Genomic DNA, 23,553 nt, shown 5'->3' with positions numbered 1-23,553 from the left:
ATCAAGGAGTTCACCATGGATACCTACTCGACATTCGTACAATTTTTTCAGTCCGGCGGACTGTTCATGTACCCCATTGTGGTAGTACTGGCGCTCGGCGTGGCTATTGCCGCGGAACGTTACATCTACCTGACTGCCGCACGCGCCACCAATCAGCGTATCTGGAAGCAGGTGATGCCGATGCTGATGGAAGGCAACTACAGCCAGGCCATCGCCATTACCGAAAAATCCAAAGCCGCACTGGGCCGTATCCTGCGCTACGGACTGGACCGTACCGACAGCGACGCCCGCCGCGACGATGTCGAGGTCGCCATGGAAGAGGGCCTGATGGAAACCGTGCCGCGACTGGAAAAACGTACCCACTACCTGGCCACCTTCGCCAACATCGCCACCCTGCTCGGCCTGCTGGGCACCATCATGGGTCTGATCCAGGCCTTTACCGCTGTTGCCAATGCCAACCCGGCCGAGAAAGCTGACATGCTGTCTGCCAGTATTTCGGTGGCCATGAACACCACGGCATTCGGCCTGATGGCGGCCATCCCGCTGCTGTTGATCTACACGGTGCTGCAAACCAAGACCACCGAACTGGTCGACAGCCTGGAAATGGCATCGGTCAAATTCCTGAATATCCTCACCGAACGTAACCGGGCGTCGGCCGGATGAAACGTCGCTGGCGCAAGAAGCTGGCGAGTGAGCCGGCCGAGGTCAACATAACGGCCTTTATGAACCTGATGGTCATACTGGTGCCGTTCCTGCTGATCACGGCAGTGTTCTCCCGCATTACCATCCTGGAGCTTAACCTGCCCACTGAAGCCTCCGCTTCGAAGGCCGCGGACAGGAATGAAAAGGAACAACTCCAGCTGGAAGTCATCGTCCGTCGCAATGTCGTGGAAATCGGTGACCGTAAACGCGGCCTGCTGAAATCCATCGCCGTGACCGGGGACGGAAGCCACCTGCAACAGGTATCCAACATGCTGCAACAAATCAAGGCGCGCTTCCCTGATAAAAAGGACATCACCCTGCTGCTGGAAACGGACACGTCCTATGATCGCCTGGTGGAAATGATGGACACCCTGCGCGTCGCGCGTGTCGAGCGTGACGGTGAAGCCATCATGGCCGAACTGTTCCCCGCCATTTCCATTGGTGATGCACCGGCGGGCAAGCTGCGTACCGCAAAAAGGAACACAAAATGAAAATGTCGCGTCGCGCAAAGCGCATGGAGCGCCACCACAAGCGCAGCAAGGGTACACCGGGTTTCAACCTGGTCTCCCTGATGGACATCTTTACCATTCTTGTTTTCTTCCTGTTGGTGAACTCGGGAGAAGGCGAGGTGTTGCCCAGCGCGAAAGATGTTGCCTTGCCTGAATCGATTTCCGAACAGAAGCCCCGTCAGAATATTGTGGTTATGGTCACTGACAAGGAAATCCTGGTGCAGGGCAACCGCATACTGCGCGTCAGCAATATTCCCGATAACGGGAAACTGACGATCGAACCGCTCAAGTATGCACTGGAAGCCCAGAACAAGCGTCGCTTCATCAATACAAGCAGCAGCAAGACCGTGGCGCCTGAAGTCACGATTATGGGCAGCAAGGAAATCCCCTACCAGCTGCTCAAGAAAGTCATGGCAACCTGCACGGAAGCAGGTTTCGGCAAGATTTCACTCGCCGTACTTCAGAAACCGGCACAGGAAAGCTAGGAAACGACATGGTCTATTCGCATTCGCTCTCACTGCCCTGGTCGATATCGGCGGACGACGAACGTCGTTTCCGCAAGATTCTTACCATCACCCTGGTACTGACCGTTGCACTGGCTATTGCCATCCCTTACCTGCCGGTATTCAATAAACCGGCAGACGAGGAGATAGAACTGCCTCCCCGGGTTGCCAGGCTGATTTTCGAGAAACAGGTGGAACCGAAGCCGGTGCCAAAACCAAAGCCCAGGGTGGTTAAAAAGAAACCCGAGCCGGTTAAAAAGAAAATCACACCGAAGAAAAAGCCACCAACCAAAGTGGTGAAAAAGGTTCAACCGAAAAAACCCAAAGTCGATGCGCTGGAGCAGGCACGCAAAAAAGCATCCAGTGCCGGGCTGCTGGCCCTGCAGGACTCGCTGTCTGACCTGCGTGATCAGTCGGTGGACGAACTGCGGGGCGCACGACGTGTGAGCAACACGGCGACAACAGCACGCAAAACAACACGTTCGCTGATCACCTCGAAGGTCGGCAGCGCCAGCCAGGGCATCAACACCTCCAGGCTCAGCCGCGATACCGGGTCGACAAAGCTGGCTGCACGCACGGCCACCGAGGTAAAAAGCTCAATCGCCAGGGCCTCGATCAACAACCGGATAAAACGTGACAGCCGCACTGCGTCGCGCAGTTATGAAGACATCCAGATCGTGTTTGACCGCAACAAGGGGGCAATTTACAGCCTGTACAACCGCGCCCTGCGCAAGGACCCCGGCCTGCAGGGTAAAATGGTCATCAGCCTGACGATATCGCCCTCGGGGAAAATCACCCGCATCAAGCTGGTTTCCAGCGAACTGGGTGACAAGGCACTGGAACAGAAACTGTTACGGCGCATCAAGATGTTTAATTTCGGCGCCAAACAGGTCGGCGATGTCACCGTCACCTATCCAATAGATTTCCTGCCGGCCTGATCAGCCGGCAGTGCTACCTGACCCGGCGCCGGCAAGATAAGCCAGCACAATACCGGAGAATACCGCTGCACCGAACCAGTGATTATTGAGGAACGCCCTGAAGCAGGCCACCGGTTCACGGTCACGAATCAGGTACTGCTGGTACAGGGCAAGCCCGGCCGCCAGCGCCAGGCCAAAATAATAATAGCCGCCCAGCGACGCGGCCTGACCGGCCAGCGCCAGCGCACCCAGCGCCAGCAACTGCAACACACCGATCACCAGTCGATCAGAGTCACCGAACAGAATTGCCGTTGATTTCACACCTATCTTCAGGTCATCTTCCCGGTCGACCATGCCATACATCGTGTCATAGGCCGTTGTCCACAATACCGTTGCCACAAACAACAACCAGGCAACGCGCGGCACGTCCCCGCTCTGGGCGGCAAACGCCATGGGGACGGCCCAGCCGAAGGCCGCGCCGAGCACTACCTGTGGCAGGTGCGTATAACGCTTCATAAAGGGATACAGGGCCGCCAGCACGACAGCCACGAATGACAGATAGATCGTGAGTGTATTCATCAACAGCACCAGCATAAAAGCCAGTACACACAAAGCAGCGAATAACATCAGTGCCTCACGCGGCGAAACTTCACCGCTGGCAATCGGCCGACTGCGGGTTCTCGCAACATGCGGGTCTATGTGCCGGTCAGCGTAATCATTGATGACACAGCCCGCCGAACGCATCAGCACCACGCCCACCACGAAAACAACCAGTACCAGCAGATCGGGTTTGCCCTCACCGGCAATCCATAAGGCCCACAGCGTCGGCCATAGCAGCAGGTAAATACCAATCGGCTTGTCGAGTCGCATGAGGCGGGCATAGCGTGCCATGCGCTCCCTGATTTTCCCGCTATCCACTGATCCCCCACCCTGACACGATCCGTAAAATGTGGTGATTATCGCACACTTGAGCGGACAGCAACGGCACCAGCAGCTGATGGAACAAGCTGCGATGCAACTCACATATCCAGTCCGCTTCACTGTGACCCGTATCGCGGAATCCATACCTTCAGCGGCGCACACTGGTTGCCTGTAACCCGGAGACAGGGGATCGTCATGTCATACCAAGCCCTCAACCAGACGCGCACCCAGTGGCTGCAGCCTGTCGGCACTCGCCTGAAGCGCAGCATCGACCGCAAGCCGACGCTGCGACTCGCCGTGCTTGGACTGCTCAATGGCATAACCAGCCTGCTACTGTTATCGCCCGCTATCACGCTGGTCAGTGCATCGCTGACCGCCATCTGGATGTACGGTCATATTCACGGACCACTCGACTGGTTCGTTACCGAAGTCCTTTGCGCGCTGGCGCTGGTGGCCGGCTGGGTAACCCTGCAACAATACCTGACACACCCACGGCAAGCCGAGGGTGTCAGCCTGGACGAAAAACAATCAGCGGAACTCTTCTCCATGCTGGAACGCCGCCTGGCCCATTTCCACGTCGCCCCGCTACAGCGGGTTTTACTAACGGAAGATGCAAAACTTGCCATCCACCAGATACCGCGTCATGCATTTCCTTTTGCGCACAAAACCGTTCTTGCGATCGGCGCACCACTGCTGTTTTTCCTGTCACGCGACCTGTTCCGACTGGCACTGGCCGGCGCCGTCGCTGCACAGGCACGCAAACAGCATGGCCTGCAGGGCTGGATCGCACGCCGCAGCGAAGACTGGCCACAGATAATTGATGCGCTACAACTTCGCCCCGGTCTTGCAACGCGTCTGTTGCTTCCGGCGCTACAACGACTGAACACATGGAACACAATTCTCGGCCATGAACTGCGCGCCGAGCTTCAGCAGGACGCCGGCCGCTGGGTCGCCGATCACGTCGATGAACAGCAGGCTGAACAACTGCTTGCCAGCCAGGTACTGGCAGACCTCTATCTGCACCGCCAGTACTGGCCAATGATCATGAAAGCCGCAGACCGCTGCCCTGCACCGGTGGTCAAGCCGTTCAGCCACTTTGAACTGCTGCTGGGTAAAACACTCAACAGGGACAACGCCAATCGCTGGCTGCTACAGGCGCAAACCAGCAGCAACCGCAACAGTGCGCTGCGTGACCTGCTGGCCGGACTGGGACTGGAGCGTCTCGCCTGGTCGGGACTGCCGGAGCAACCGGCCGCAGAGCACCTGCTGTCCGGAGACCTGCTTAAAGCCCTGGACCGGTTGTGGCAATCCGGCATCCAGCCCGAGTGGGATGAACGCCACGCAAGATTCCAGCACGAGCTGAAACGCTTCACGCAACTGCAACAACAACACGCCGCGCAGCCGTTGCACGGTGAACCCGCCATGCGCTACATACAACTGGCCGAGCGACTGGTTGGCCAGCACGAACTTGCTGTGATCTGCCAGTCAGTGTGTGACACGAACCGTCACGATGCGGCGTTGAATTTTGCCTGTGGACGCCAGCTGGTCGAGGCGGGGCATGCCCGGGAAGGTTTTGAAGCCCTGCAACGCGCGGCCGAACTGGACAACTCACTGGCACATCGTGCGCACGCAATCATCAACGAGCACAACAGCGCCTGGCTCAATGAAGTTGCCGGCGAAAACAAGGCCAGCGCCTGAACAGTGTCAGCTCATGCCTGCGCATAGCGCGTGGCATGCCCCAGCCAGCGACGAATAACCGGTGCAACATGATCCGGTGCATGCTGTAACAGCCAGCCGGCCGCCTGCTCCACTGCCGGCACCAGTGCCTGGTCACGCAGCAGGTCGGCAATGCGGAACTGCACCATGCCGGTCTGGCGCGTCCCCAGTACTTCGCCCGGACCGCGCAGCTCCAGGTCACGGCGTGCAATCTCGAAGCCGTCACTGGTTTCACGCAATACGGCCAGCCGCTGGCGTGCCATCTGTGACAGCGGCCCCCTGTATAACAGCACGCAACTGCTCTTTTCACTGCCGCGTCCAACCCGGCCACGCAACTGGTGCAGTTGCGCCAGGCCCAGCCGTTCGGCGTTCTCTATTATCATCAGCGACGCATTGGGCACATCGACACCGACTTCAATGACCGTGGTTGCGACCAGCAGATCGACCTTGCCCTGCTTGAAGGCTTCCATCCGTTGCGCCTTCACGGTGTCTTTAAGACGACCGTGCACCAGCTCCACTGTCAGTTCCGGCAAGGCTTCCGCCAACTCTGCCGCCGTGTCTTCCGCAGCCTGGCACTGCAACGATTCCGATTCCTCGATCAGCGTGCACACCCAGTACGCCTGGCGACCGCCGCGACAGGCTTCGCGCACACGCTGGACAACTTCAGCACGGCGACTCTCTGCCAATGCCACGGTCTGCACTGGCGTACGCCCCGGCGGCAACTCATCGATAACCGAACTGTCGAGGTCGGCATACAGGGCCATGGCCAGTGTGCGCGGTATCGGCGTGGCCGTCATAATCAGCTGGTGTGGCAGCAACCCGCCTTCGCGACCCTTGTTGCGCAAGGCAAGGCGCTGGTGCACGCCAAAGCGGTGCTGTTCATCGATGATCACCAGCCCCAGCCGCTCAAATACCACATCGTCCTGAAACAGGGCATGGGTGCCGATGAGCAACTGCACATCGCCGGATTGCATGGCCTCGACCAGTTCGCGGCGTGCCTTTCCCTTGATACGCCCCGATAACCAGCCGACACGAATACCCAGCCCCTCGAACCAGCGCTGGAAACTGGCGAAATGCTGTTCCGCAAGCAGTTCGGTCGGCGCCATGACAGCGACCTGGTGCTGACTGGCCAGCGCGCGCACGGCAGCCGCCGCCGCAACCACCGTTTTTCCACAACCGACATCCCCCTGCACCAGCCGCATCATCGGGTGAGGCTGCGCAAGATCATCCAGGACATCCTTCACTACCCGCTGTTGTGCGCCAGTCAGGGTAAAGGGCAACTGCTGGTAGAACTGTTGCAGCAAGCCATCCCCTTCACCCAGCGCCGGCGCTCGCAGGCGGGTTGCGCGCTGACGTACGGCGCGCAGACTCAGGTGATGCGCCAGCATTTCCTCGAACGCCAGGCGTTGCTGGCCGGGATGGACACCGGCTTCCAGCGCTGCAAGGTCGGCGCCCACCGGTGGCCGATGCACATAACGCAGTGCCGCCTGTAAATCCGACAACCCCGCTGACTCGCGCAAGGGTCCGGGCAACCACTCGGGCAAATTGTTCTCGTTGAGTAATGCCAGCGCCTGTTCACTGAGTTTGCGCAGGGTCAACTGGTGGATACCATCTCCGGTCGGGTACACCGGCGTCAAACGCGCTTCGGTCGGCAGCTCTTCATCTTCGCCGAGGCGCTGGTACTCCGGGTGCACCATTTCCAGCGAAGCCGGGCCACGCCGTGCTTCACCGTACAGGCGCAGGCGTGTGCCACGCTCGAAACCGGCCTGCTGTAATTTGCTGAAATGGAAAAAACGTAACATCAGCGAACCGGTGCCGTCACTGACACGCACCAGCAAACTGCGACGGCGGCCAAATTTGATTTCGGCAAGGTCAACCGTGACCTCGACCACGGCATGATCGCCGGGGCGAAGACTGCCGAGCGGCACAACACGGGTTCGGTCCTGGTAACGGCGCGGCAGATGAAATAACACGTCCTGAACCGTTTCGATACCGAACGCCGCCAGCTTTTGCGCTGTCCTGGGACCAACGCCACGCAGGGCGGCGACGGGTGTTTCGTCGAGCATGGCCTCCTGCCTTGCCCGCAATTCAGCCATTCAGTACCAGTACGGCATCCATCTCCACCGCAGCGTCCTTTGGCAACGATGCCACACCAACCGCGGCACGCGCCGGGTAGGGTTCCTGGAAGTAATCGGCCATCACCTGGTTTACCAGCGGGAAATGACCAAGATCGGTAAGAAAGATATTCAACTTTGCGATATCCGCCAGGCTGCCGCCCGCAGCTGCCGCCACCGCCGACAGGTTATCGAACACGCGGCGAATCTGCGCTTCCATGTTGCCCTCCACCATCTCCATGGTTTCCGGCACCAGCGGTATCTGCCCGGCCAGGTATACCGTATTGTCACACTGCACGGCCTGTGAATAGGTTCCGATCGCCTGCGGCGCCTTGTCGGTATGAATCACCTTGCGTTGCATACTGTCTCCTCAGTGTTTGGTGCGGGTGATGCGCATGACGGCCGGCAACTTGCGGATGCCGCGCATCACGCGCGCCAGGTGCTGACGGTCACGTACTGTCAGGGTAAAGTTAAGCGCCGTATCAAGGCCGTCACGCTCTTCGATAGATATATTTTCAATGTTCGATTCAAGCTCGGAAATCTCGGCGGCAATGGTCGCCAGCACGCCCTTCTGGTTGGTGACATCGACACGAATCTCTGCGGCAAATTCACCCTCAATGTCCGGTTGCCACTGCACGTCGATCCATTTATCGGGCCGGCTGCGGTAATCCACCAGGTTTTTGCAGGTCTCGGTATGGATCACCAGCCCGCGCCCGGTGCTGATGAAGCCGATGATGTTGTCACCGGGAATCGGCCGGCAACAACGCGCGAAGTGCACCACCATGCCCTCGGTGCCGCGAATTGCCAGCGGCTGATTGTGACTGTCATCCTGCACCTGCGCATCGCTACCTCCTTCACTCGGCAGCAGGCGGCGCGCCACCAGCACCGCGGCGCGATTACCCAGACCAATGTCGGCGCACAGGGCCTCGCAGGAATCAAAACCAGACTCCTCGACAAGCTGTTGCAGATCACTTTCCGATATGTCCTGCAGGGCGCTGCCCAGCCCCTGCAGCGCCTTGTCGAGCATGCGCTGGCCCAGATCGGCCGCCTCGTCATTTTGCAGATTCTTCAGGTAATGGCGAATGTTGGAACGCGCCTTGGCGGTTGCCACGAAATTCAGCCAGGCCGGGTTGGGGTGTGCACCGGCGGCCGTGATCACTTCGACCGTCTGTCCATTCAGCAACGGCGTGCGCAACGGTGCAAGCCGGCGGTCGATCTTGGCGGCGATACAGGTATTGCCAACATCGGTATGCACCGCATAGGCAAAATCCACTGCGGTGGCACCACGCTTTAAATTGAGAATATCACCGGCCGGCGTGAACACATAAACCTCGTCAGGAAACAGGTCGATCTTGACGTTCTCAAGGAACTCCAGCGAGTTACCGGCATTGCGTTGCATTTCCAGCAATTCACGCAGCCATTCGCGGGCGCGCGTCTGCGCATTGTTGGCACTGCCGGTGTTTTCACTGCTCTTGTACAGCCAGTGCGCCGCAATACCCGATTCCGCCACGCGCTCCATATCCTCGGTACGGATCTGCACCTCGACCGGTACACCATAAGGGCCGAACAGCACCGTGTGCAGGGACTGGTAACCGTTGGCCTTGGGAATGGCAATGTAATCCTTGAACTTGCCGGGCACCGGTTTGTACAGGTTGTGCATCATGCCCAGCACGCGGTAACAGGTATCCACGTTATCGACAATGATGCGGAACGCGTACACGTCGAACACTTCATTGAATGAACCCGCGCGATCACGGATTTTTTTGTACAGGCTGTAAATATGTTTTTCGCGGCTCTGCAGGCGGCACTGGATGTTTTCCTCGCCAAGCCGCTGCTGAATGGCAGACTCGATCTTGTTGAGAATTTCCTTACGGTTGCCACGCGCCTTTTTAACAACTTCGGACAGCACGCGGTAGCGCATCGGGTACAGTGCCGCCATCCCCAGCTCTTCCAGTTCCAGGCGGATCTGGTTCATGCCCAGGCGGTTGGCGATGGGGGCATAGATCTCCAGCGTTTCACGCGCAATGCGACGACGCTTGTCGGCGCGCATCACGCCCAGTGTGCGCATGTTATGCAGACGGTCAGCCAGCTTGACCAGGATCACACGGATATCGCGCACCATGGCCAGCATCATCTTGCGGAAATTCTCTGCCTGCGCCTCGGCCTGGCTTTCGAACTTGATCTGGGTAAGTTTACTGACACCGTCGACCAGTTCAGCGACTTCCTCACCGAATTCCTTTTCGATCCGCGCCTTGTCTACACCGGTATCTTCGATGACATCGTGCAGGATCGCAGCGATGATGCTCTGCGGATCCATGTGCATCTCGGCGAGAATGCGCGCCACCGCCACCGGGTGGTAGATGTAGGGTTCACCGGACTTGCGATGCTGGCCTTCGTGCGCCTCGGCGCTGAGCAGATAGGCGCGGTAAACCTCGCTGACCTGCTCCCTGTCGAGGTAGGTCTCAAGCAGATCGCACAGGTCACTGATCAGGAAGCGCTGCGTATCAGGTAGCGGTTTTGTCAGCGGGGTCGGCATGTATCGTCGGTCATTTTCCGGTTGCAATATCGCTTCAGGATCATAGGCGAAATACCCCGTGCCTGCACGACGCTGGACACAAAAAAGCCGCAGCAGGAAACCCGTTGCGGCTTTTTTCGTTGTATACCCGGTATGTTACAGCGGATCAGCTGCCCGGTGTTTCTGCCGGTCTGGCGCTGGCAATGTTCCCGGACTGCTCATCCACCGCGGTCAGGGCTTCGCCCATTTCCACTTCGGCGGCTTCGGTATCCTCGGGTTTTTCGTCGAGAATGGCCGGCGTAATGTAGTTTTCGGCAATTTCGCGCAACGCAACCACGGTGGGCTTGTCGTTTTCCCACTCCACGAACGGCTCTGCGCCCTTGGCCAGCTGACGGGCGCGCTTGGTCGCCACCAGAACCAGCTGAAAACGGTTATCAACCTTGTCGAGACAATCTTCTACAGTAACTCGTGCCATGCTGTTTTCGCCAGATATTCGGTAAAGGAACGCGTAAGTGTACGCGAATCAGCCATTTGATTCCAGCAGGCCGGCCAGTGCATCGGCGTGCCGCCGAACCTGCGCTTCCAGCCTCAAACGATGGCTGATGAACAGCGCCCGCAACTCGTCAACTGCCACCTCAAAATCATCATTGAATATGAGGTATTGGTACTCGTCATAGTGCGACATTTCGCTGATCGCATCGCGCATGCGCCGTTCGATGATTTCTTCACTGTCCTGGCCGCGACCCGTGAGCCGCTCACGCAGCGCTGCCGCACTGGGCGGCAGAATGAATATCTTGACCGCCTCCGGCATGGCACTGGCAACCTGGCGCGCACCCTGCCAGTCGATCTCCAGGATCACATCGCGCCCCGCTTCGAGTTCCGCCTCTACCGTGGCGCGGCGGGTGCCGTAGAAATTGTCGAACACCTGTGCGTATTCGAGAAACTCACCGGCTTCCACCAGCCGCTCGAACTCGGCCTTGTCGGTAAAGTGGTAGTCCACCCCGTCCTGCTCGCCCGGGCGCGGCGCGCGGGTGGTGTTGGATACCGACACCACCACCTCCGGCAGGCGCTGCAACAGCGCCTTGACCATACTGGTCTTGCCGGCGCCGGAAGGGGCGGAAATGATGTAAAGCGTACCTTGTGACATATCTGAATTTGCCTTGTATCTGAATATTTGTTTCCCGTCATTCTGGCGCATGCCAGAATCCATTGGTTTCAAGGGACTGGATACCGGCCTGCGCCGGTATGACGGTTTATTTCCGCTATGGCAGTTTATTCTACGTTCTGCACCTGTTCGCGCATCTGCTCGATGAGTACTTTCAGTTCCACAGCCACCGCCGTGGTATCACCGTCAGCGGATTTCGAGCCCAGCGTATTCGCCTCGCGGTTGAATTCCTGCATGAGGAAATCCAGCCGGCGGCCAACCGGTTCATCGCGCTCCAGCACACGGCGGGTTTCCGCAACATGGCCTGTGAGACGGTCGAGTTCTTCATCGACATCCATCTTTTGCGCCAGCATCACCAGTTCCTGTTCGATGCGGTCGTTGTCGACTTTTACCTGCAATTCTTCCAGCCGCGCCAGCAGTTTTTCACGCAGCCGGTCGCGCACTTCGGGCAGTCGCTGACGCGCCTTTTCCACCTGTTCCTCGATGCCATCGAGACGCGTCAGCAACAACTGGCGGATCTGCTCCCCCTCACGTTCGCGGGTGGCGATCAGCTGGTCGAGCGCCTCGTCGAGCAGTTGCAGGGCTTTTTCCTGCACCGGTTTCCGGTCCGGCTCGGCCTCCTGCACCACACCGGGCCAGCGCAACAAATCCATAACGCCCGGCGAAGTTGCCTCGGAGGAACGGATCTCCACCTCGCGGCAGGCCTTCAGAACGGCCATCAGCCGTTCCTCGTCAACCTCGATATTCGCCGCCGCCTGGCTCGTCAGGCGCAGGCGCAATACACATTCCACCTTGCCGCGCCCCAGCCGGGCACTGACCCGTTCGCGCACGTTGGGTTCCAGCGCACGCAGTTCCTCGGGCAAGCGGGCGAAGGTTTCCAGATAGCGGTGATTTACCGAACGCAGCTCCCAGGCCAGCTCCGCACCCTCCACCTCACCATCCACCCGGGCAAACGCCGTCATACTGCGGATCATCTCAAGTCACTCCCTTTTCCTGCCGCTATACTTGTCTCGCAACAAGCTGTTTTCGTGGGTAATTCCACACCACTACCGAACCTGCACCGCGCACAGTCTAGAGGATCATGCGTAAAAAGCTAGACAGCCTCAAACCGGGTACCTGCCTCGACGGCTACAAACTGGAAAAACCGCTCGGTGGCGGCGGCTTCAGTGTGGTCTATCTTGCCCGCAATCTGCGCAACAACAGGCGCGTGGTCATCAAGGAATACATCCCCAACAAGCTGGCCCGGCGCGACCGCGACGGCCAGGTACAGGCCCGCGATGCCAGCACCGAAGCGCGTTTTGTGCGCGGCCGCAAACTGTTTTTCCAGGAAGCCAGCACCCTCGCCACCCTGAAACACCCGAATATCGTCAACGTTTTCAGCTTCTTCCAGGCCAATGGCACGGTGTACATGGTGATGGAGCACCAGTCGGGCGAAAACCTGCAGCACTACCTGCAGTCGCGCCGCGGCAAAAGCCTCAGCGAGCGTTTCCTGCGCACGGTATTTCCGCCGCTGCTCGACGGGCTGGAAATGATCCACAACAACGACCTGCTGCATCTCGATATCAAGCCCGGCAATATTCACATCTGTCGTGGCGGCCAGCCGCTGCTGCTGGACTTCGGCGCGGTACACGGTTTCCCGCAGAGCCGCCAGGAGCAGCCGGGGCAGGTCATCAGTCCGGGCTTTTCGCCGACCGAGCAGTACGAAAGCCGGGGCTATGTCGGCCCCTGGACCGACCTCTATGCGCTGGGCGCAACCATGCGCGCCTGCATCGAAGGCCGTGCGCCGCTGGATGCCAAACGCCGCCGCGAACGCGACACCCTGAAACCCGCCCAGCTCGCGTTCCGGGGACGCTATGCCGACAACCTGCTGCGCGCCATTGACTGGGCAATGGAAATGGACCCCACGCTGCGTCCGCAAAGCATTGCGGCATTTCGTGCGGCGCTGACGGCCGACACCACGCCGGAACCCGCGCTGTCCGCCATCGGCCGACTGGCCAACGCGCTGCTGGGCAGGTCATCCTCATGAAAACGCTCACTGCCACCGCCAGCCGGCTGGGTAACCGCGCCAGCAACCAGGATCGCTGCCTGGTGGAAAAGAAACCGGGGCATGTGCTGCTGGTGGTGGCGGATGGCATGGGTGGACATGCGCGTGGCGACCTCGCTGCACAAGTGGCGGTCGACAGCCTGGCGCGCAGCTTCCAGCGCGAACGCCTGCCCCTTGCCGAACCGCGGACCTTTCTGGAGCAGGCCCTGCACACCGCACACCTCGACGTGGTCGATGCCGGCCGCAGCCACAACCCGCCCATTACGCCACGAACCACCTGTGTCGTCTGCCTGGTGCAGAACGACACGGCCTGGTGGGCGCACGTTGGTGACAGCCGCCTCTATCTACTGCGCGATGGCGCCGTGCTCCGGCGCACACGCGACCACACACCGGTCGAGGAACTGCTGCAAAGCGGCCTGGTCAGTGAAGAAGAACTGCGCCACCACCCGTTGCGCAACAGTGTCAGCCGTTGCCTTGGCGGCGCCCCGCGTTTTCCGGAAATCAGCTTTGACCAGGAAACCCTGAGTCCCGAAGACACTCTCCTGCTGTGCTCCGACGGCCTGTGGTCCGCCGTTCCCGAGCCGGAACTGGTGAACGGGTCATGTTCCAGCGACCTGGAACAGGGCCTCGGCCTGCTCGCCGATGAAGCGGAAGCGGCCAGTTACCCGAACAGCGACAATATCAGTGGCGTAATGTTGCGCTGGCTGGCGCCAGATACCACGCAGGCCGCAATCGGCCAGCCCCGTACAGAACCCGAAACTGCCACAGCGGAATCGACAAGTGAAAAAGACCCGCTCGAACAGGCCATCGAGGATATCCACCGCGCCATGCTGGAATATGCCTCGGAAATGAAGAAGTAGCGGAAACTCCCCGGCCCGCGCCACCCAAAACCCTCGCGCTCGGCTATAATGCCGCCAGTTTTTTATCCCGAGGAATCTCCATGCGCCCCAGCAACCGCCAGCCGGACGAAATGCGTCCCGTCGCCATCCGTCGTAACTACACCATGCACGCCGAAGGTTCGGTGCTGATCGAGTTCGGCAACACCAAAGTCCTGTGCAACGCCAGCATCGAGGACCGGGTGCCCGGTTTCCTGCGCGGCAAGGGCCAGGGCTGGGTCACGGCGGAGTATGGCATGCTGCCGCGCTCCACCACGCAACGCATGGGCCGCGAGGCGGCACGCGGCAAGCAGGGCGGGCGCACCATGGAAATCCAGCGCCTGATCGGCCGCTCGCTGCGCGCCGTGATGGACATGAAAAAACTCGGTGAGCGCACCGTTACGATTGATTGCGATGTCATCCAGGCCGATGGCGGCACCCGCACCGCCAGCATCACTGGCGGCTTTGTGGCGCTGGCGGACGCCATCAACAAACTGCTCGAAAACGGCATGCTGGAAGAAAACCCCTTGTGCGGTGCGGTCGCCTCGGTTTCCGTGGGTATATATAAGGGTACACCGGTGCTCGATCTCGATTACCCGGAAGACGCCAATGCCGAAACCGACATGAACGTCGTAATGACCGACGCCGGCAAATTTATCGAAGTACAGGGCACCGCTGAAGGCCACCCCTTCAGCGAAGAGGAAATGAACCAGATGCTGGCGCTGGCAAAAAAAGGCATTGACGAATTGATCAACGCCCAGCAAACCGCACTGAAAGGCTGAACCATGCGCCACAAAATCGTTCTCGCCAGCAGCAATGCCGGCAAGGTACGCGAGTTCAACGAACTGCTTGCCGACAGTGATATCGAAGTCGTGCCACAGTCGGTATATGGCGTGCCCGATATTGAGGAAACCGGCCTGACCTTTGTAGAAAACGCCATCCTCAAGGCGCGCAACGCCGCACAGCACACCGACCTGCCGGCCATTGCCGACGATTCCGGCCTGGAAGTCGATGCACTCGATGGCGCACCCGGCATCTACTCCGCACGCTATGCCGGTGCCGGCGCCAGCGACCAGGATAATCTGCTGAAGCTGCTCGATGCCCTGAAAAACACACCGGACAACGAACGCGGCGCACGCTTCCAGTGCCTGATGGTGCACATGCGCCACGCGGCCGACCCGACGCCGCGCATCGTACAAGGCACCTGGGAAGGTTCCATCCTGCATACATCACGCGGTGACAACGGCTTTGGCTACGACCCGGTATTCTACGTCCCGGAACAGAACTGCAGTTCGGCAGAACTGGCGCCCGACGTCAAAAACCGGCTCAGCCACCGCGGCCAGGCACTGCGCCGGTTAATCGCCCTGTTGCGTGATGCCTGAAATCCCCGGCAATTCGCCATGACAAATCCGTTCCGGTTCACCGCAACGCCGCCGCTTTCGCTCTACGTCCACTTTCCCTGGTGCGTGCGCAAGTGCCCTTACTGTGACTTCAACTCGCATGCGGTGAAAGACGACCTGCCGGAAACTGCCTATATCGATGCCCTGCTCAAGGATCTCGAACAGGAACTTCCCCCGGTATGGGGCCGTACCGTACAGAGTGTCTTTATGGGCGGTGGTACACCCAGCCTGTTTTCACCCGCCGCCATGGACCGGCTACTGGCCGGTATACGTGCACGCCTGCCGCTGAAGCCGGGGGCTGAAATCACCCTGGAAGCCAACCCTGGCACAGTTGAACAATCACGCTTTGAGGGTTACCGCGAAGCCGGCATCAACCGCCTGTCCATCGGCGTGCAGAGCCTCAACCCGGCGCACCTCGACGCACTGGGGCGGATACACACGGCCGAAGAGGCACGACACGCTATCGAAGCCGCACGCCGGTCCGGGTTCGACAGCATCAACCTTGACCTGATGTTCGGATTACCGCAACAAACCGTCGAACAGGCACTGGATGACCTGGACGCACTGATCGCCCTGCAACCCGACCATATATCCTGGTACCAGCTCACACTGGAACCCAACACGCTTTTCTATCAACAACGGCCAACACTGCCCGATGACGATACCCGCTGGGCCATGCAGGAACAGGGTCAGGCAAGGCTTGCAGACGCGGGCTACACACAGTACGAAGTATCTGCCTACGCCCGCCAGGGACACACATGCCGTCACAACCTGAACTACTGGCAGTTTGGTGACTACCTCGGTATCGGTGCCGGCGCCCACGGCAAGACCAGTGACGCCGCACGCAACGCCATCACCCGTCGCTGGAAAAAACGCCACCCGAAAGACTATCTTGCCGCGGCACAGGACAACCATTGCCTCGACGGACAGCGCGACCTGGAGCCCGCCGAAGCGGTCTTTGAATTCGCCCTCAACCGCCTGCGCCTGAAACAGACTTTCACGCTGGCCGAATTCGAGGCCGCGAGTGGACTGCCCGCCTCCGCCATACAACCCCTGATCAGCCATGCCTGTGAAGACGGATTACTGGACTTCGACGGCAAACAGGTGAAACATACCCAGACAGGGTGGCGATTCCTCGACAACCTTGTCGAACAATTCCTGCCCGGGGAGATTGATCATGCTGGAGACGGCTCGCATTGAATGCCCCTACTGCGGCGAAGCCTTTGACATCGAAGTCGACTGCAGTGCCGGTGGTCAGCAATACACCGAAGACTGCACGGTCTGCTGCCAGCCGATTCTCGTGACCAGCGATTGCGGCAGCGATGGCACCTTGCTCGGCATAACCGCCACGCGGGAAAACGACTGAGTGGGTTACAGTGGATTTCTTATCGCGCGTATTTCATCGCGATAGCGGTAAAAAAACACCGTAACCGCAAACAGCGCGCCGAGCGCATCGGCCAGTATATCTTTCTGCGCATCCCAGACATCGCCCTGCGAACCCAGCACTGCCAAGCCCGCACTCGAATCTGCGGAAACGGCATACCACCACTCAAAAATCTCATAGCCGCCAGCCACGGTTCATCGATACCAAGAATCATCAGCAGGGTGAGCATGGAGACGGCCTGAAAGGAGTGGCCCATAATATATTCTGCTTTGGTATTGGATTCCGATTCCTGGTGAAGCAGCTTAACGGCCGGCATTTTCTTGCCTTGTTTTGCCACTTTGATCCCGTCGCCGACTAACACTAGCCGACCATTAACCCTCAGCACACCGGGAAACAGCTTAAGTACCGCCTGTACCCACAGCACGGTCATGCTATCAAGCTTGATACCCGTGCTGTGGAAGTTATCGAGCAAATTGTCATAAAACCTCTCGTGTAATCCCAGTGCGCGCACGATGCTGGTGACACCCAGCAAATCCGGGCGGAACGACAGGCCTGCCACGATTGCTGCAAACCATAAAAACGTCCGTAAGTGCATACAGCCGGGTCGAAGTAGCCATAGTACGTCCCACCACGGTAGCCAGAGTTGCATGAGGGTTTTCTCCGCAATAGCTTGACAAGTAAACATAGCATACATATGCTATGTATATGACAAAAAACAGACTCAAGCAGATAGAAAAACGCATTGAACGAATCAAGTCGGAACTGGCCAAAATCGAGGTGATGCGCCCAGGATCTTTAACCCGGCAATACAAAGATCCGCCGCGGAAGACGGGGGCGTACTATCAACTCAGTTATACCCTTGATATGAAAAGCCGGACTGAGTATATTCGCAAGGACTGCGTCAGCAACGTTCGCCGTCAGATTAAGCACTACAAGCGCTACAAGCAGCTCAACGCTGAATGGGTGTCGCTCAGCATTGAGCATTCAAAGCTCGCTATGAAACTCAAGCGCTCACAGTAGCCATCGAAACTGCAGCCGCCGCAAAAAACAGGCTACTGTTAAAAGTCGCCACTACAGACAATCCAACGGGGATAGTGACAAACGAATGGCCAAGTTAGGCAGCAAGAAAAACCCGTTAATCTTGCGGGTGTCTGATGAATCCAAAATTGAGTAAATTTCCGGGATTTGTGATGAAAATGACTGCTCTAACGATAGAATTGAGCCGCGCTGATTTTTAGCGTTGGCTCGAATGATTGGTTATGCGGTTAACCATCATCGCTACGGAAAGCGCGACTGCCAAACATCCGGATTTCTAGATTGATGAAGTATTGCTATGACACGAACTGCATCTGCCTCAGAAAGAAAATATGCAGCATAGGGAAAACGACGAACTAACACCCTTCGCGCATCTTCATAAACAGGTTGATAGATATCCGGATTATTTTTTGCTCTGCTCAGCGCCGCATCAAGTTCCAGCAAGAACTCGATACCTAAGCCTGGAAACTGATCTTCATACCACTTTGCTGCTTCATCCGCTTCCTGCGTCGCTTGAAGTTGTATGATTAGTTGTTTCAACGCTCCCTTAATTTGCTCAGGAGTTCCTCTCGAACTTCTCCCCAAGGACGGCCAGAATCAGGATTCTTCCTATAATCCTTCAAGCGTTCATCCAGAATACGCTTATGCTCTTCTGGAACCGGGATTGATAGTGCATCATTTGTGATGTAATCCCACAGATCTTGAACATAGCGAATCCGCTCTTCTACAGGAAGAGATTCAAATTCCGGTGGAAATGTTTTTAAAGAATGCCCCATGTCCTAATTATAGCTTATCACCTGCTAATACCAACACCCGCTGTATCTGGCCGCATAACGTATCTCTGGGAAAGTGCCGTGTTATAACACGTGCATCTTCCATATATCACGCACCTGCCAACTGGCGCATCCCCGTTGTTTCTCTCGAAACTACGCCTCTGCTACTTTCTTTTCAAGCAGTTATAAGAATGCGCGACCTGGGTGATGAATATTCAGCAGCGGGCAAATACCGCAAATTGCGGCCTATCCACGCTGCTTGAAAAATGCCGGCGAAGCCAGCGCACCCCTGTGAATATCACAGGTGTAATAGCTTGTCTCAAATCCCGGTGAGGCCGCGCTGCTTTCCCTGAACCTTGTCACATCCTGTTTCCCCGCCAGTGTGGCTGACCACCATCCAGAAGGATAACAGGGTTGCGGGAACGGTAGTGTGTGGGTGTAGGTAAACCCTGCAGCCTGCATGGCACGGTGCATGGGCTGGATAATGCTGTCGTAATGCAGCAGGGGCGATTCACTTTGTTGCACGATGATTCCATTGTCGCCCAGTGCACGATAACAGCAGCGGTAGAAGTTTTCGGTGAACAAGCCTTCGGCCGGGCCGATGGGGTCGGTACTGTCGACGATGACAATGTCCACGCTTCCCGGTTTGGCATCTTTCATCCACTGGATGCCGTCTCCGAAGAAGAACTCTGCACGCGGGTCGCTGTTGGATTCGCACAGTTCCGGGAAGTATTGCTCTGACAGGCGCGTGACCTGTGCGTCGATTTCCACCTGCAACACATGTTCCACATCGCCGTGTTTCAGGACTTCCCGCAATGTGCCGCAATCACCCCCGCCGATGATGACGACGCGTTTCGGTTCCGGGTGGGTGAACAGTGCCGGGTGCGACATCAGTTCGTGGTAGAGGAAATTGTCTCGACTGGTGAGCATCACGAAGCCATCGATCACCATCAGGTTGCCGAAATCCGTCGTTTCGTAAATTTCGATACGCTGGTAGTCGGTTTTCTCGTCGTGCAGTTTCCGGCGGATGCGGAAGGAGATGGCGGAGCCGCCTTCTTCGCAGATCTCGGTAAACCATTCTGTTTTGTCGGGCAGATTCATGGGCGGAAAAGATAGCAAATTCTGATACCCTGTGCTCCATGAAAGGGCAATCCATTGAAACGGCACGCCGTCGCTATAACCTGCCAGGCTGGAGTAACGGCTATTTTGACGTCAACGCACAGGGGCACCTGTTTGCGCGCATTCCGTACTCGTGCAGGGAAGCCGAAGTGGACCTGTACGCCCTGTCGCAGGAGATCCGTGCGGCCGGTTTGCGTCTGCCGGTGCTGGTGCGCTGCACGGATCTGCTGCACCACCGGGTCGCCAGCCTGTGCGCGGCGTTCAAACGCGCCATGCACAGCCATGACTACGCGCCCGATTACACGGTGGTGTATCCCATCAAGGTCAACCAGCAGTTCAGTGTGGTGCGCCAGATTATCGATACCGAAGCCGTGCAGGTCGGCCTGGAAGCCGGCAGCAAGCCCGAGTTAATGGCGGTGCTGGGCCTGTCGCAGCCGGGCAGCGTGATGGTCTGCAACGGTTACAAGGACCGCGAGTATATCCGCCTTGCGCTGATGGGCCGGCGGCTCGGCCTGCGGATTTACCTGGTAGTGGAAAAGCTCTCCGAGCTGGACCAGATCATCGAGCAGGCCGCTGCCCTGAAGGTCAAACCGTTGCTCGGGGTGCGGGTGCGCATGGCGTCCATCGGCGCCGGCAACTGGCAGAACACCGGCGGCGCAAAGTCCAAGTTCGGCCTGCGGATCGCGCAGGTACTGGAGATGGTCGAGCACCTGCGCAGCGCCGGTCTGCTGGAGCAATTACAGATGATGCATTTCCACCTGGGCTCACAGCTGGCGAATATCGCCGATATCCGCACCGGTATCGGCGAGGCAGCGCGTGTGTATGCGGATCTGTGCGCACTCGGCGTCCCGCTGGATACGCTCGATGTCGGCGGTGGCCTGGGCGTGGATTACGAGGGTACGGCGTCGCGCAGTTTCTGTTCCATGAATTACACCCTCGACCAGTATGCCGATGCCATTGTGCGCGGCGTCAGCGAGGTGTGTGAGGAAAATGACCTGGCACGGCCTGCGTTAATGACGGAGTCCGGGCGCGCCATCACCGCGCACCACGCCTTTATGATCACCAATGTCATCGACAGTGAACTGGCGCCGGGCAGCGAAGCGCCCGCCCCCCTGCGCGGCGCTGCGCCGGATGTGCTGAAGGATATCGCCGATCTTTACGCGGGCCTGCAACATAATGCGGCACTGGAAACCTGGCACGAAACCCGTCGCGCCATGGATGATGTGCTGGATGCCTATAACCGCGGTTATCTGAATCTTCAACAACGCGCGCAGGGCGAACAGTTTTATTACGCCATCCTGCATCGCCTGCGCGAGCAGCTGCAACCGGAGCGCCGTGAACACCGTGATGTACTCGACCAACTGAACGAAATGCTGGCGGACAAGTATTTCTGCAATCTGTCGGTGTTCCAGTCACTGCCCGACGTGTGGGCACTGGACCAGATCTTTCCCATTGTCCCGCTGCACCGGCTCAACGAAACGCCGACCCGCCGTACTACGCTGGAAGACCTGACCTGTGATTCCGATGGGCGTATCGATCACTACGTCGATGGCGAAGGCATTGAGCCGAGCCTGCCGGTCCATGCCATCAGGCCCGGTGAGGAATACCTGCTGGGGATTTTCATGGTCGGGGCCTACCAGGAAATTCTCGGCGACATGCACAACCTGTTCGGTGACACTGACGCGGTGGATATCGAAATACAGGACGACGGCTCGCATCGACTGAGTCACGCCGAACGGGGTGACCGTGTGGATGAATTATTGCGCTATGTGCATTTTGACCCGCAGCAGTTGCGTGAGGCGTACCGGGGGCTTGTTGACGCTGCGGGGTTGAGCGAGAAGGAAGCGGCACAGTATCTTGCTGAGATGGAAGCAGGGTTGACGGGGTATACTTACCTCGATATTTAACGGTGTTACTTCGTCAATCGGATCAAAATCGCATCAATCCCGTTATTCTTTAACAACGCCCGCGCTTCATTCAATTCGGCCAGGTTCTTATACGGCCCGACGCGCACGCGGTGCCAGGTCTTGCTGCCATCGACACTGACGGTCTGGATACGCGTTTCCAGCCCCAGCAGCGCCAGTTTGGCACGCAGGCGGTCGGCGCGCTGGTGGCTGGGGAAGGAACCGGCCTGCAGCAGGTAGGTGCCGGGCTGTTCCACGCGCTTTACGCCTTCGCGCGTCGGCGTGCCGCGAATTTCCTGCTCCGGTACCACCACTTCCATTTCCGGCAGCAGGTTGTAGAAATCAAAGCGCGGTTTGGGCGGCGGTGGAATGGGGGTTTTCGCACGCTTGCGTACATCGCGCGTGTCGCGGTGTGCGGGTTTTTCCAGCGGCGCGATGATTTCCTGCGGGGTATCGGTATCATCCGCCGGCTGCAGGGTCAGGTAGACCACAAAGGCGATTCCCAGCCCACCGAGCAAACCGATCAGCGCCGACAGCCAGGCAGGCATGCCCTTGCTGCGACGCCGACGACGGACGGGGGGTCTCCTGCGGGTTCTTGCCATACGTTACCGCAAACCTACATGCTGTCGGGTGCAGACACACCCAGCAGGCCCAGTCCGTTGGCGATGACCTGCCGCGTGGCCTGGATAAGATTCAGTCGTGCATCGCGCAGGTCGGCGTCGTCGACCAGGAACTGGTGCGCGTTGTAATAGGTATGAAACTCGTTGGCCAGTTCACGCAGGAAATGCGCGAGCATGTGCGGCTCGTGATTCAGGGCCGCGGCCTCCACCACTTCCGGGTAGCGTGACAGGGCGACAATCAGCTGGTCTTCGTGCGATTCGGTGAGCCGGTCGAGGTGTTTCGCGCCATTGTCGGCATTCCATTCAAAGCCCTTTTCCGGCAACTGGCGGAACACGCTGGCAACGCGCGCATGTGCATACTGGATATAGTAGATCGGGTTTTCATTGGTCTGCGACCTGGCGAGGTCGAGATCAAAATCCATGTGCTGTTCGCACTTGCGCATGACATAGAAGAAACGCGCGGCATCATTGCCGACTTCATCGCGCAGTTCGCGCAGGGTCACAAACTCGCCCGAGCGTGTGGACATCTGCATCTTCTCGCCACCGCGGTAGAGGATGGCGAACTGCACCAGCAGCACATCGAGTTTGCTGGCGTCGTCGCCGAGCGCGGTCAGCGCGGCTTTCACGCGCGGCACATAACCGTGATGGTCAGCGCCCCACACATCGATGACGCGTTCATAGCCACGTTCCAGCTTGTTCATGTGGTAGGCGATATCGGACGCGAAGTAGGTGGTCTGGCCGTTGTCACGCACCACCACGCGGTCTTTCTCGTCGCCGAAATCGGTGGAGCGGAACCACTGGGCACCGCCTTTTTCATAGACATGGCCGGAGGCCCTGAGGCGTTCCAGTGCGCGTTCCACGGCGCCGCTCTCGGTCAGCGAACGTTCCGAGAACCATTCGTCGTAACGCACACCGAACGCTTCGAGATCACGGCGGATGTTGTCGAGTATGGTATCCAGGCCGAGATCGAACACTTCCCGGTAGTGCTGCTCACCCAGCAGTGACTTGATGCGCGCAATCAGGTCATCGATGTGGGCTTCCTTGTCGCCACCTTCAGGTTCATCGGCTGTGATGTCGTGGAAGATTTCTTCTGTGCTGTGGCGCAGGGCATCACCGTGCTTGCGGTGCAGGGTGGCGCCGATATCCCACACGTAGTCCCCCTTGTAACCGTTGCTGGGGAAGGTGAAAGTCTCGCCGCACAGGTCCAGGTAACGCAGGTAGACACTGGCAGCGAGGATATCCATCTGCCGACCGGCGTCGTTGACGTAATACTCACGGTGCACCGTGTGGCCAACGGCCTCCAGCAGGTCAGCCACGGTGGCGCCATAGGCCGCGCC

At 58.6% G+C, this 23,553-nt stretch carries 26 protein-coding genes; 13 read left to right on the top strand and 13 right to left on the bottom strand.

What is annotated here, in order from left to right:
• The first annotated feature begins 15 nt into the window (after positions 1–15).
• From ACW81B_RS01195 to ACW81B_RS01180, 4 genes are read left to right on the top strand one after another with little or no spacing between them, the layout of a single operon-like run.
• Positions 16–663, top strand: coding sequence for a MotA/TolQ/ExbB proton channel family protein (locus ACW81B_RS01195; protein ID WP_491578368.1), 648 nt, complete (start codon positions 16–18; stop codon positions 661–663).
• Positions 660–1,193 carry an ExbD/TolR family protein gene (locus tag ACW81B_RS01190; RefSeq protein ID WP_491578367.1) on the top strand — a complete coding sequence of 178 codons (534 nt, stop codon included), beginning with the start codon at positions 660–662 and terminating at the stop codon, positions 1,191–1,193. The genes ACW81B_RS01195 and ACW81B_RS01190 overlap by 4 nt, the downstream gene beginning before the upstream one ends.
• On the top strand, positions 1,190–1,696 hold the full coding sequence (locus ACW81B_RS01185) for an ExbD/TolR family protein (protein WP_491578366.1): 507 nt from the start codon (positions 1,190–1,192) through the stop codon (positions 1,694–1,696). Before ACW81B_RS01190 ends, ACW81B_RS01185 begins: the two co-directional genes overlap by 4 nt.
• Positions 1,697–1,704: 8 nt before the next feature.
• Positions 1,705–2,652 carry a TonB family protein gene (locus ACW81B_RS01180; RefSeq protein WP_491578365.1) on the top strand — a complete coding sequence of 316 codons (948 nt, stop codon included), beginning with the start codon at positions 1,705–1,707 and terminating at the stop codon, positions 2,650–2,652.
• Here ACW81B_RS01180 and ubiA read toward each other — a convergent pair whose 3' ends face one another.
• A complete protein-coding gene (ubiA, locus tag ACW81B_RS01175) occupies positions 2,653–3,522 on the bottom strand; it encodes a 4-hydroxybenzoate octaprenyltransferase (protein ID WP_491578437.1) in 870 nt (289 codons plus the stop codon). It lies immediately after the preceding gene.
• Between the two features lie 225 nt (positions 3,523–3,747).
• On the opposite strand from ubiA, the gene ACW81B_RS01170 reads away from it, so the two are divergent.
• Positions 3,748–5,250: a hypothetical protein gene (locus tag ACW81B_RS01170; protein WP_491578364.1), complete on the top strand. Its 1,503-nt coding sequence runs from the start codon at positions 3,748–3,750 to the stop codon at positions 5,248–5,250.
• 11 nt (positions 5,251–5,261) lie between these two features.
• On the opposite strand, the gene recG is transcribed toward ACW81B_RS01170, so the two are convergent.
• The 6 genes from recG to ACW81B_RS01140 form a co-directional block, all read right to left on the bottom strand.
• Complete coding sequence (gene recG, locus ACW81B_RS01165; RefSeq protein WP_491578363.1) at positions 5,262–7,364, bottom strand: ATP-dependent DNA helicase RecG; 2,103 nt, start codon at positions 7,362–7,364, stop codon at positions 5,262–5,264.
• A complete protein-coding gene (locus tag ACW81B_RS01160) occupies positions 7,357–7,743 on the bottom strand; it encodes a Rid family detoxifying hydrolase (RefSeq protein WP_491578362.1) in 387 nt (128 codons plus the stop codon). Before ACW81B_RS01160 ends, recG begins: the two co-directional genes overlap by 8 nt.
• A gap of 9 nt (positions 7,744–7,752) precedes the next feature.
• Complete coding sequence (gene spoT / locus ACW81B_RS01155) at positions 7,753–9,918, bottom strand: bifunctional GTP diphosphokinase/guanosine-3',5'-bis pyrophosphate 3'-pyrophosphohydrolase (RefSeq protein WP_491578361.1); 2,166 nt, start codon at positions 9,916–9,918, stop codon at positions 7,753–7,755.
• Between the two features lie 145 nt (positions 9,919–10,063).
• Positions 10,064–10,372 carry a DNA-directed RNA polymerase subunit omega gene (gene rpoZ / locus ACW81B_RS01150; RefSeq protein WP_491578360.1) on the bottom strand — a complete coding sequence of 103 codons (309 nt, stop codon included), beginning with the start codon at positions 10,370–10,372 and terminating at the stop codon, positions 10,064–10,066.
• Between the two features lie 48 nt (positions 10,373–10,420).
• Positions 10,421–11,044, bottom strand: coding sequence for a guanylate kinase (gmk, locus tag ACW81B_RS01145; protein ID WP_491578359.1), 624 nt, complete (start codon positions 11,042–11,044; stop codon positions 10,421–10,423).
• A 125-nt stretch (positions 11,045–11,169) separates the two neighbouring features.
• A complete protein-coding gene (locus ACW81B_RS01140; RefSeq protein WP_491578358.1) occupies positions 11,170–12,036 on the bottom strand; it encodes a YicC/YloC family endoribonuclease in 867 nt (288 codons plus the stop codon).
• A 107-nt stretch (positions 12,037–12,143) separates the two neighbouring features.
• Here ACW81B_RS01140 and ACW81B_RS01135 point away from each other — a divergent pair, with 107 nt between their 5' ends.
• From ACW81B_RS01135 to ACW81B_RS01110, 6 genes are all read left to right on the top strand, one after another.
• Positions 12,144–13,088: a serine/threonine protein kinase gene (locus tag ACW81B_RS01135; protein ID WP_491578357.1), complete on the top strand. Its 945-nt coding sequence runs from the start codon at positions 12,144–12,146 to the stop codon at positions 13,086–13,088.
• A complete protein-coding gene (locus ACW81B_RS01130) occupies positions 13,085–13,966 on the top strand; it encodes a PP2C family protein-serine/threonine phosphatase (RefSeq protein WP_491578356.1) in 882 nt (293 codons plus the stop codon). The genes ACW81B_RS01135 and ACW81B_RS01130 overlap by 4 nt, the downstream gene beginning before the upstream one ends.
• An 80-nt stretch (positions 13,967–14,046) precedes the next feature.
• A complete protein-coding gene (rph, locus tag ACW81B_RS01125; protein ID WP_491578355.1) occupies positions 14,047–14,763 on the top strand; it encodes a ribonuclease PH in 717 nt (238 codons plus the stop codon).
• Between the two features lie 3 nt (positions 14,764–14,766).
• Positions 14,767–15,363: an RdgB/HAM1 family non-canonical purine NTP pyrophosphatase gene (gene rdgB / locus ACW81B_RS01120; RefSeq protein WP_491578354.1), complete on the top strand. Its 597-nt coding sequence runs from the start codon at positions 14,767–14,769 to the stop codon at positions 15,361–15,363.
• A gap of 18 nt (positions 15,364–15,381) precedes the next feature.
• Entirely contained in the window at positions 15,382–16,581 is a 1,200-nt protein-coding gene (gene hemW / locus ACW81B_RS01115; RefSeq protein ID WP_491578353.1) for a radical SAM family heme chaperone HemW, read from the top strand.
• Complete coding sequence (locus ACW81B_RS01110; RefSeq protein ID WP_491578352.1) at positions 16,559–16,747, top strand: CPXCG motif-containing cysteine-rich protein; 189 nt, start codon at positions 16,559–16,561, stop codon at positions 16,745–16,747. The genes hemW and ACW81B_RS01110 overlap by 23 nt, the downstream gene beginning before the upstream one ends.
• A 5-nt stretch (positions 16,748–16,752) precedes the next feature.
• Here the strand turns inward: ACW81B_RS01110 and ACW81B_RS01105 are convergent, their stop codons facing one another.
• Positions 16,753–16,956, bottom strand: a complete 204-nt coding sequence (locus tag ACW81B_RS01105) for a DUF2238 domain-containing protein (protein WP_491578351.1) — start codon at positions 16,954–16,956, stop codon at positions 16,753–16,755.
• Between the two features lie 508 nt (positions 16,957–17,464).
• Here ACW81B_RS01105 and ACW81B_RS01100 point away from each other — a divergent pair.
• Entirely contained in the window at positions 17,465–17,785 is a 321-nt protein-coding gene (locus ACW81B_RS01100) for a DUF6788 family protein (protein WP_491578350.1), read from the top strand.
• Between the two features lie 258 nt (positions 17,786–18,043).
• Here ACW81B_RS01100 and ACW81B_RS01095 read toward each other — a convergent pair whose 3' ends face one another.
• The 3 genes from ACW81B_RS01095 to speE form a co-directional block, all read right to left on the bottom strand.
• Entirely contained in the window at positions 18,044–18,340 is a 297-nt protein-coding gene (locus ACW81B_RS01095) for a type II toxin-antitoxin system RelE/ParE family toxin (RefSeq protein WP_491578349.1), read from the bottom strand.
• On the bottom strand, positions 18,337–18,576 hold the full coding sequence (locus tag ACW81B_RS01090) for an addiction module protein (RefSeq protein WP_491578348.1): 240 nt from the start codon (positions 18,574–18,576) through the stop codon (positions 18,337–18,339). Before ACW81B_RS01090 ends, ACW81B_RS01095 begins: the two co-directional genes overlap by 4 nt.
• A 243-nt stretch (positions 18,577–18,819) precedes the next feature.
• Complete coding sequence (speE, locus tag ACW81B_RS01085; protein ID WP_491578347.1) at positions 18,820–19,674, bottom strand: polyamine aminopropyltransferase; 855 nt, start codon at positions 19,672–19,674, stop codon at positions 18,820–18,822.
• A 38-nt stretch (positions 19,675–19,712) separates the two neighbouring features.
• On the opposite strand from speE, the gene speA reads away from it, so the two are divergent.
• Positions 19,713–21,599 (top strand): biosynthetic arginine decarboxylase, encoded by a 1,887-nt coding sequence (gene speA / locus ACW81B_RS01080; protein WP_491578346.1) that lies wholly within the window; start codon positions 19,713–19,715, stop codon positions 21,597–21,599.
• Positions 21,600–21,604: 5 nt separating this feature from the next.
• Here speA and ACW81B_RS01075 read toward each other — a convergent pair whose 3' ends face one another.
• Both ACW81B_RS01075 and argS read right to left on the bottom strand, forming a co-directional pair.
• The gene (locus ACW81B_RS01075; protein WP_491578345.1) at positions 21,605–22,144 is read right to left on the bottom strand and encodes an SPOR domain-containing protein; all 540 of its coding nucleotides are present in this window, start codon (positions 22,142–22,144) and stop codon (positions 21,605–21,607) included.
• A 68-nt stretch (positions 22,145–22,212) separates the two neighbouring features.
• Positions 22,213–23,553: arginine--tRNA ligase (gene argS, locus ACW81B_RS01070; protein ID WP_491578344.1), on the bottom strand; the 1,341-nt coding region annotated here is incomplete at its 5' end.

This window comes from Thiogranum sp., assembly GCF_058323355.1.
The sequence above is the reverse complement of the archived record's forward strand: the minus strand, read 5'-3'. Positions and strand labels throughout refer to the sequence as shown.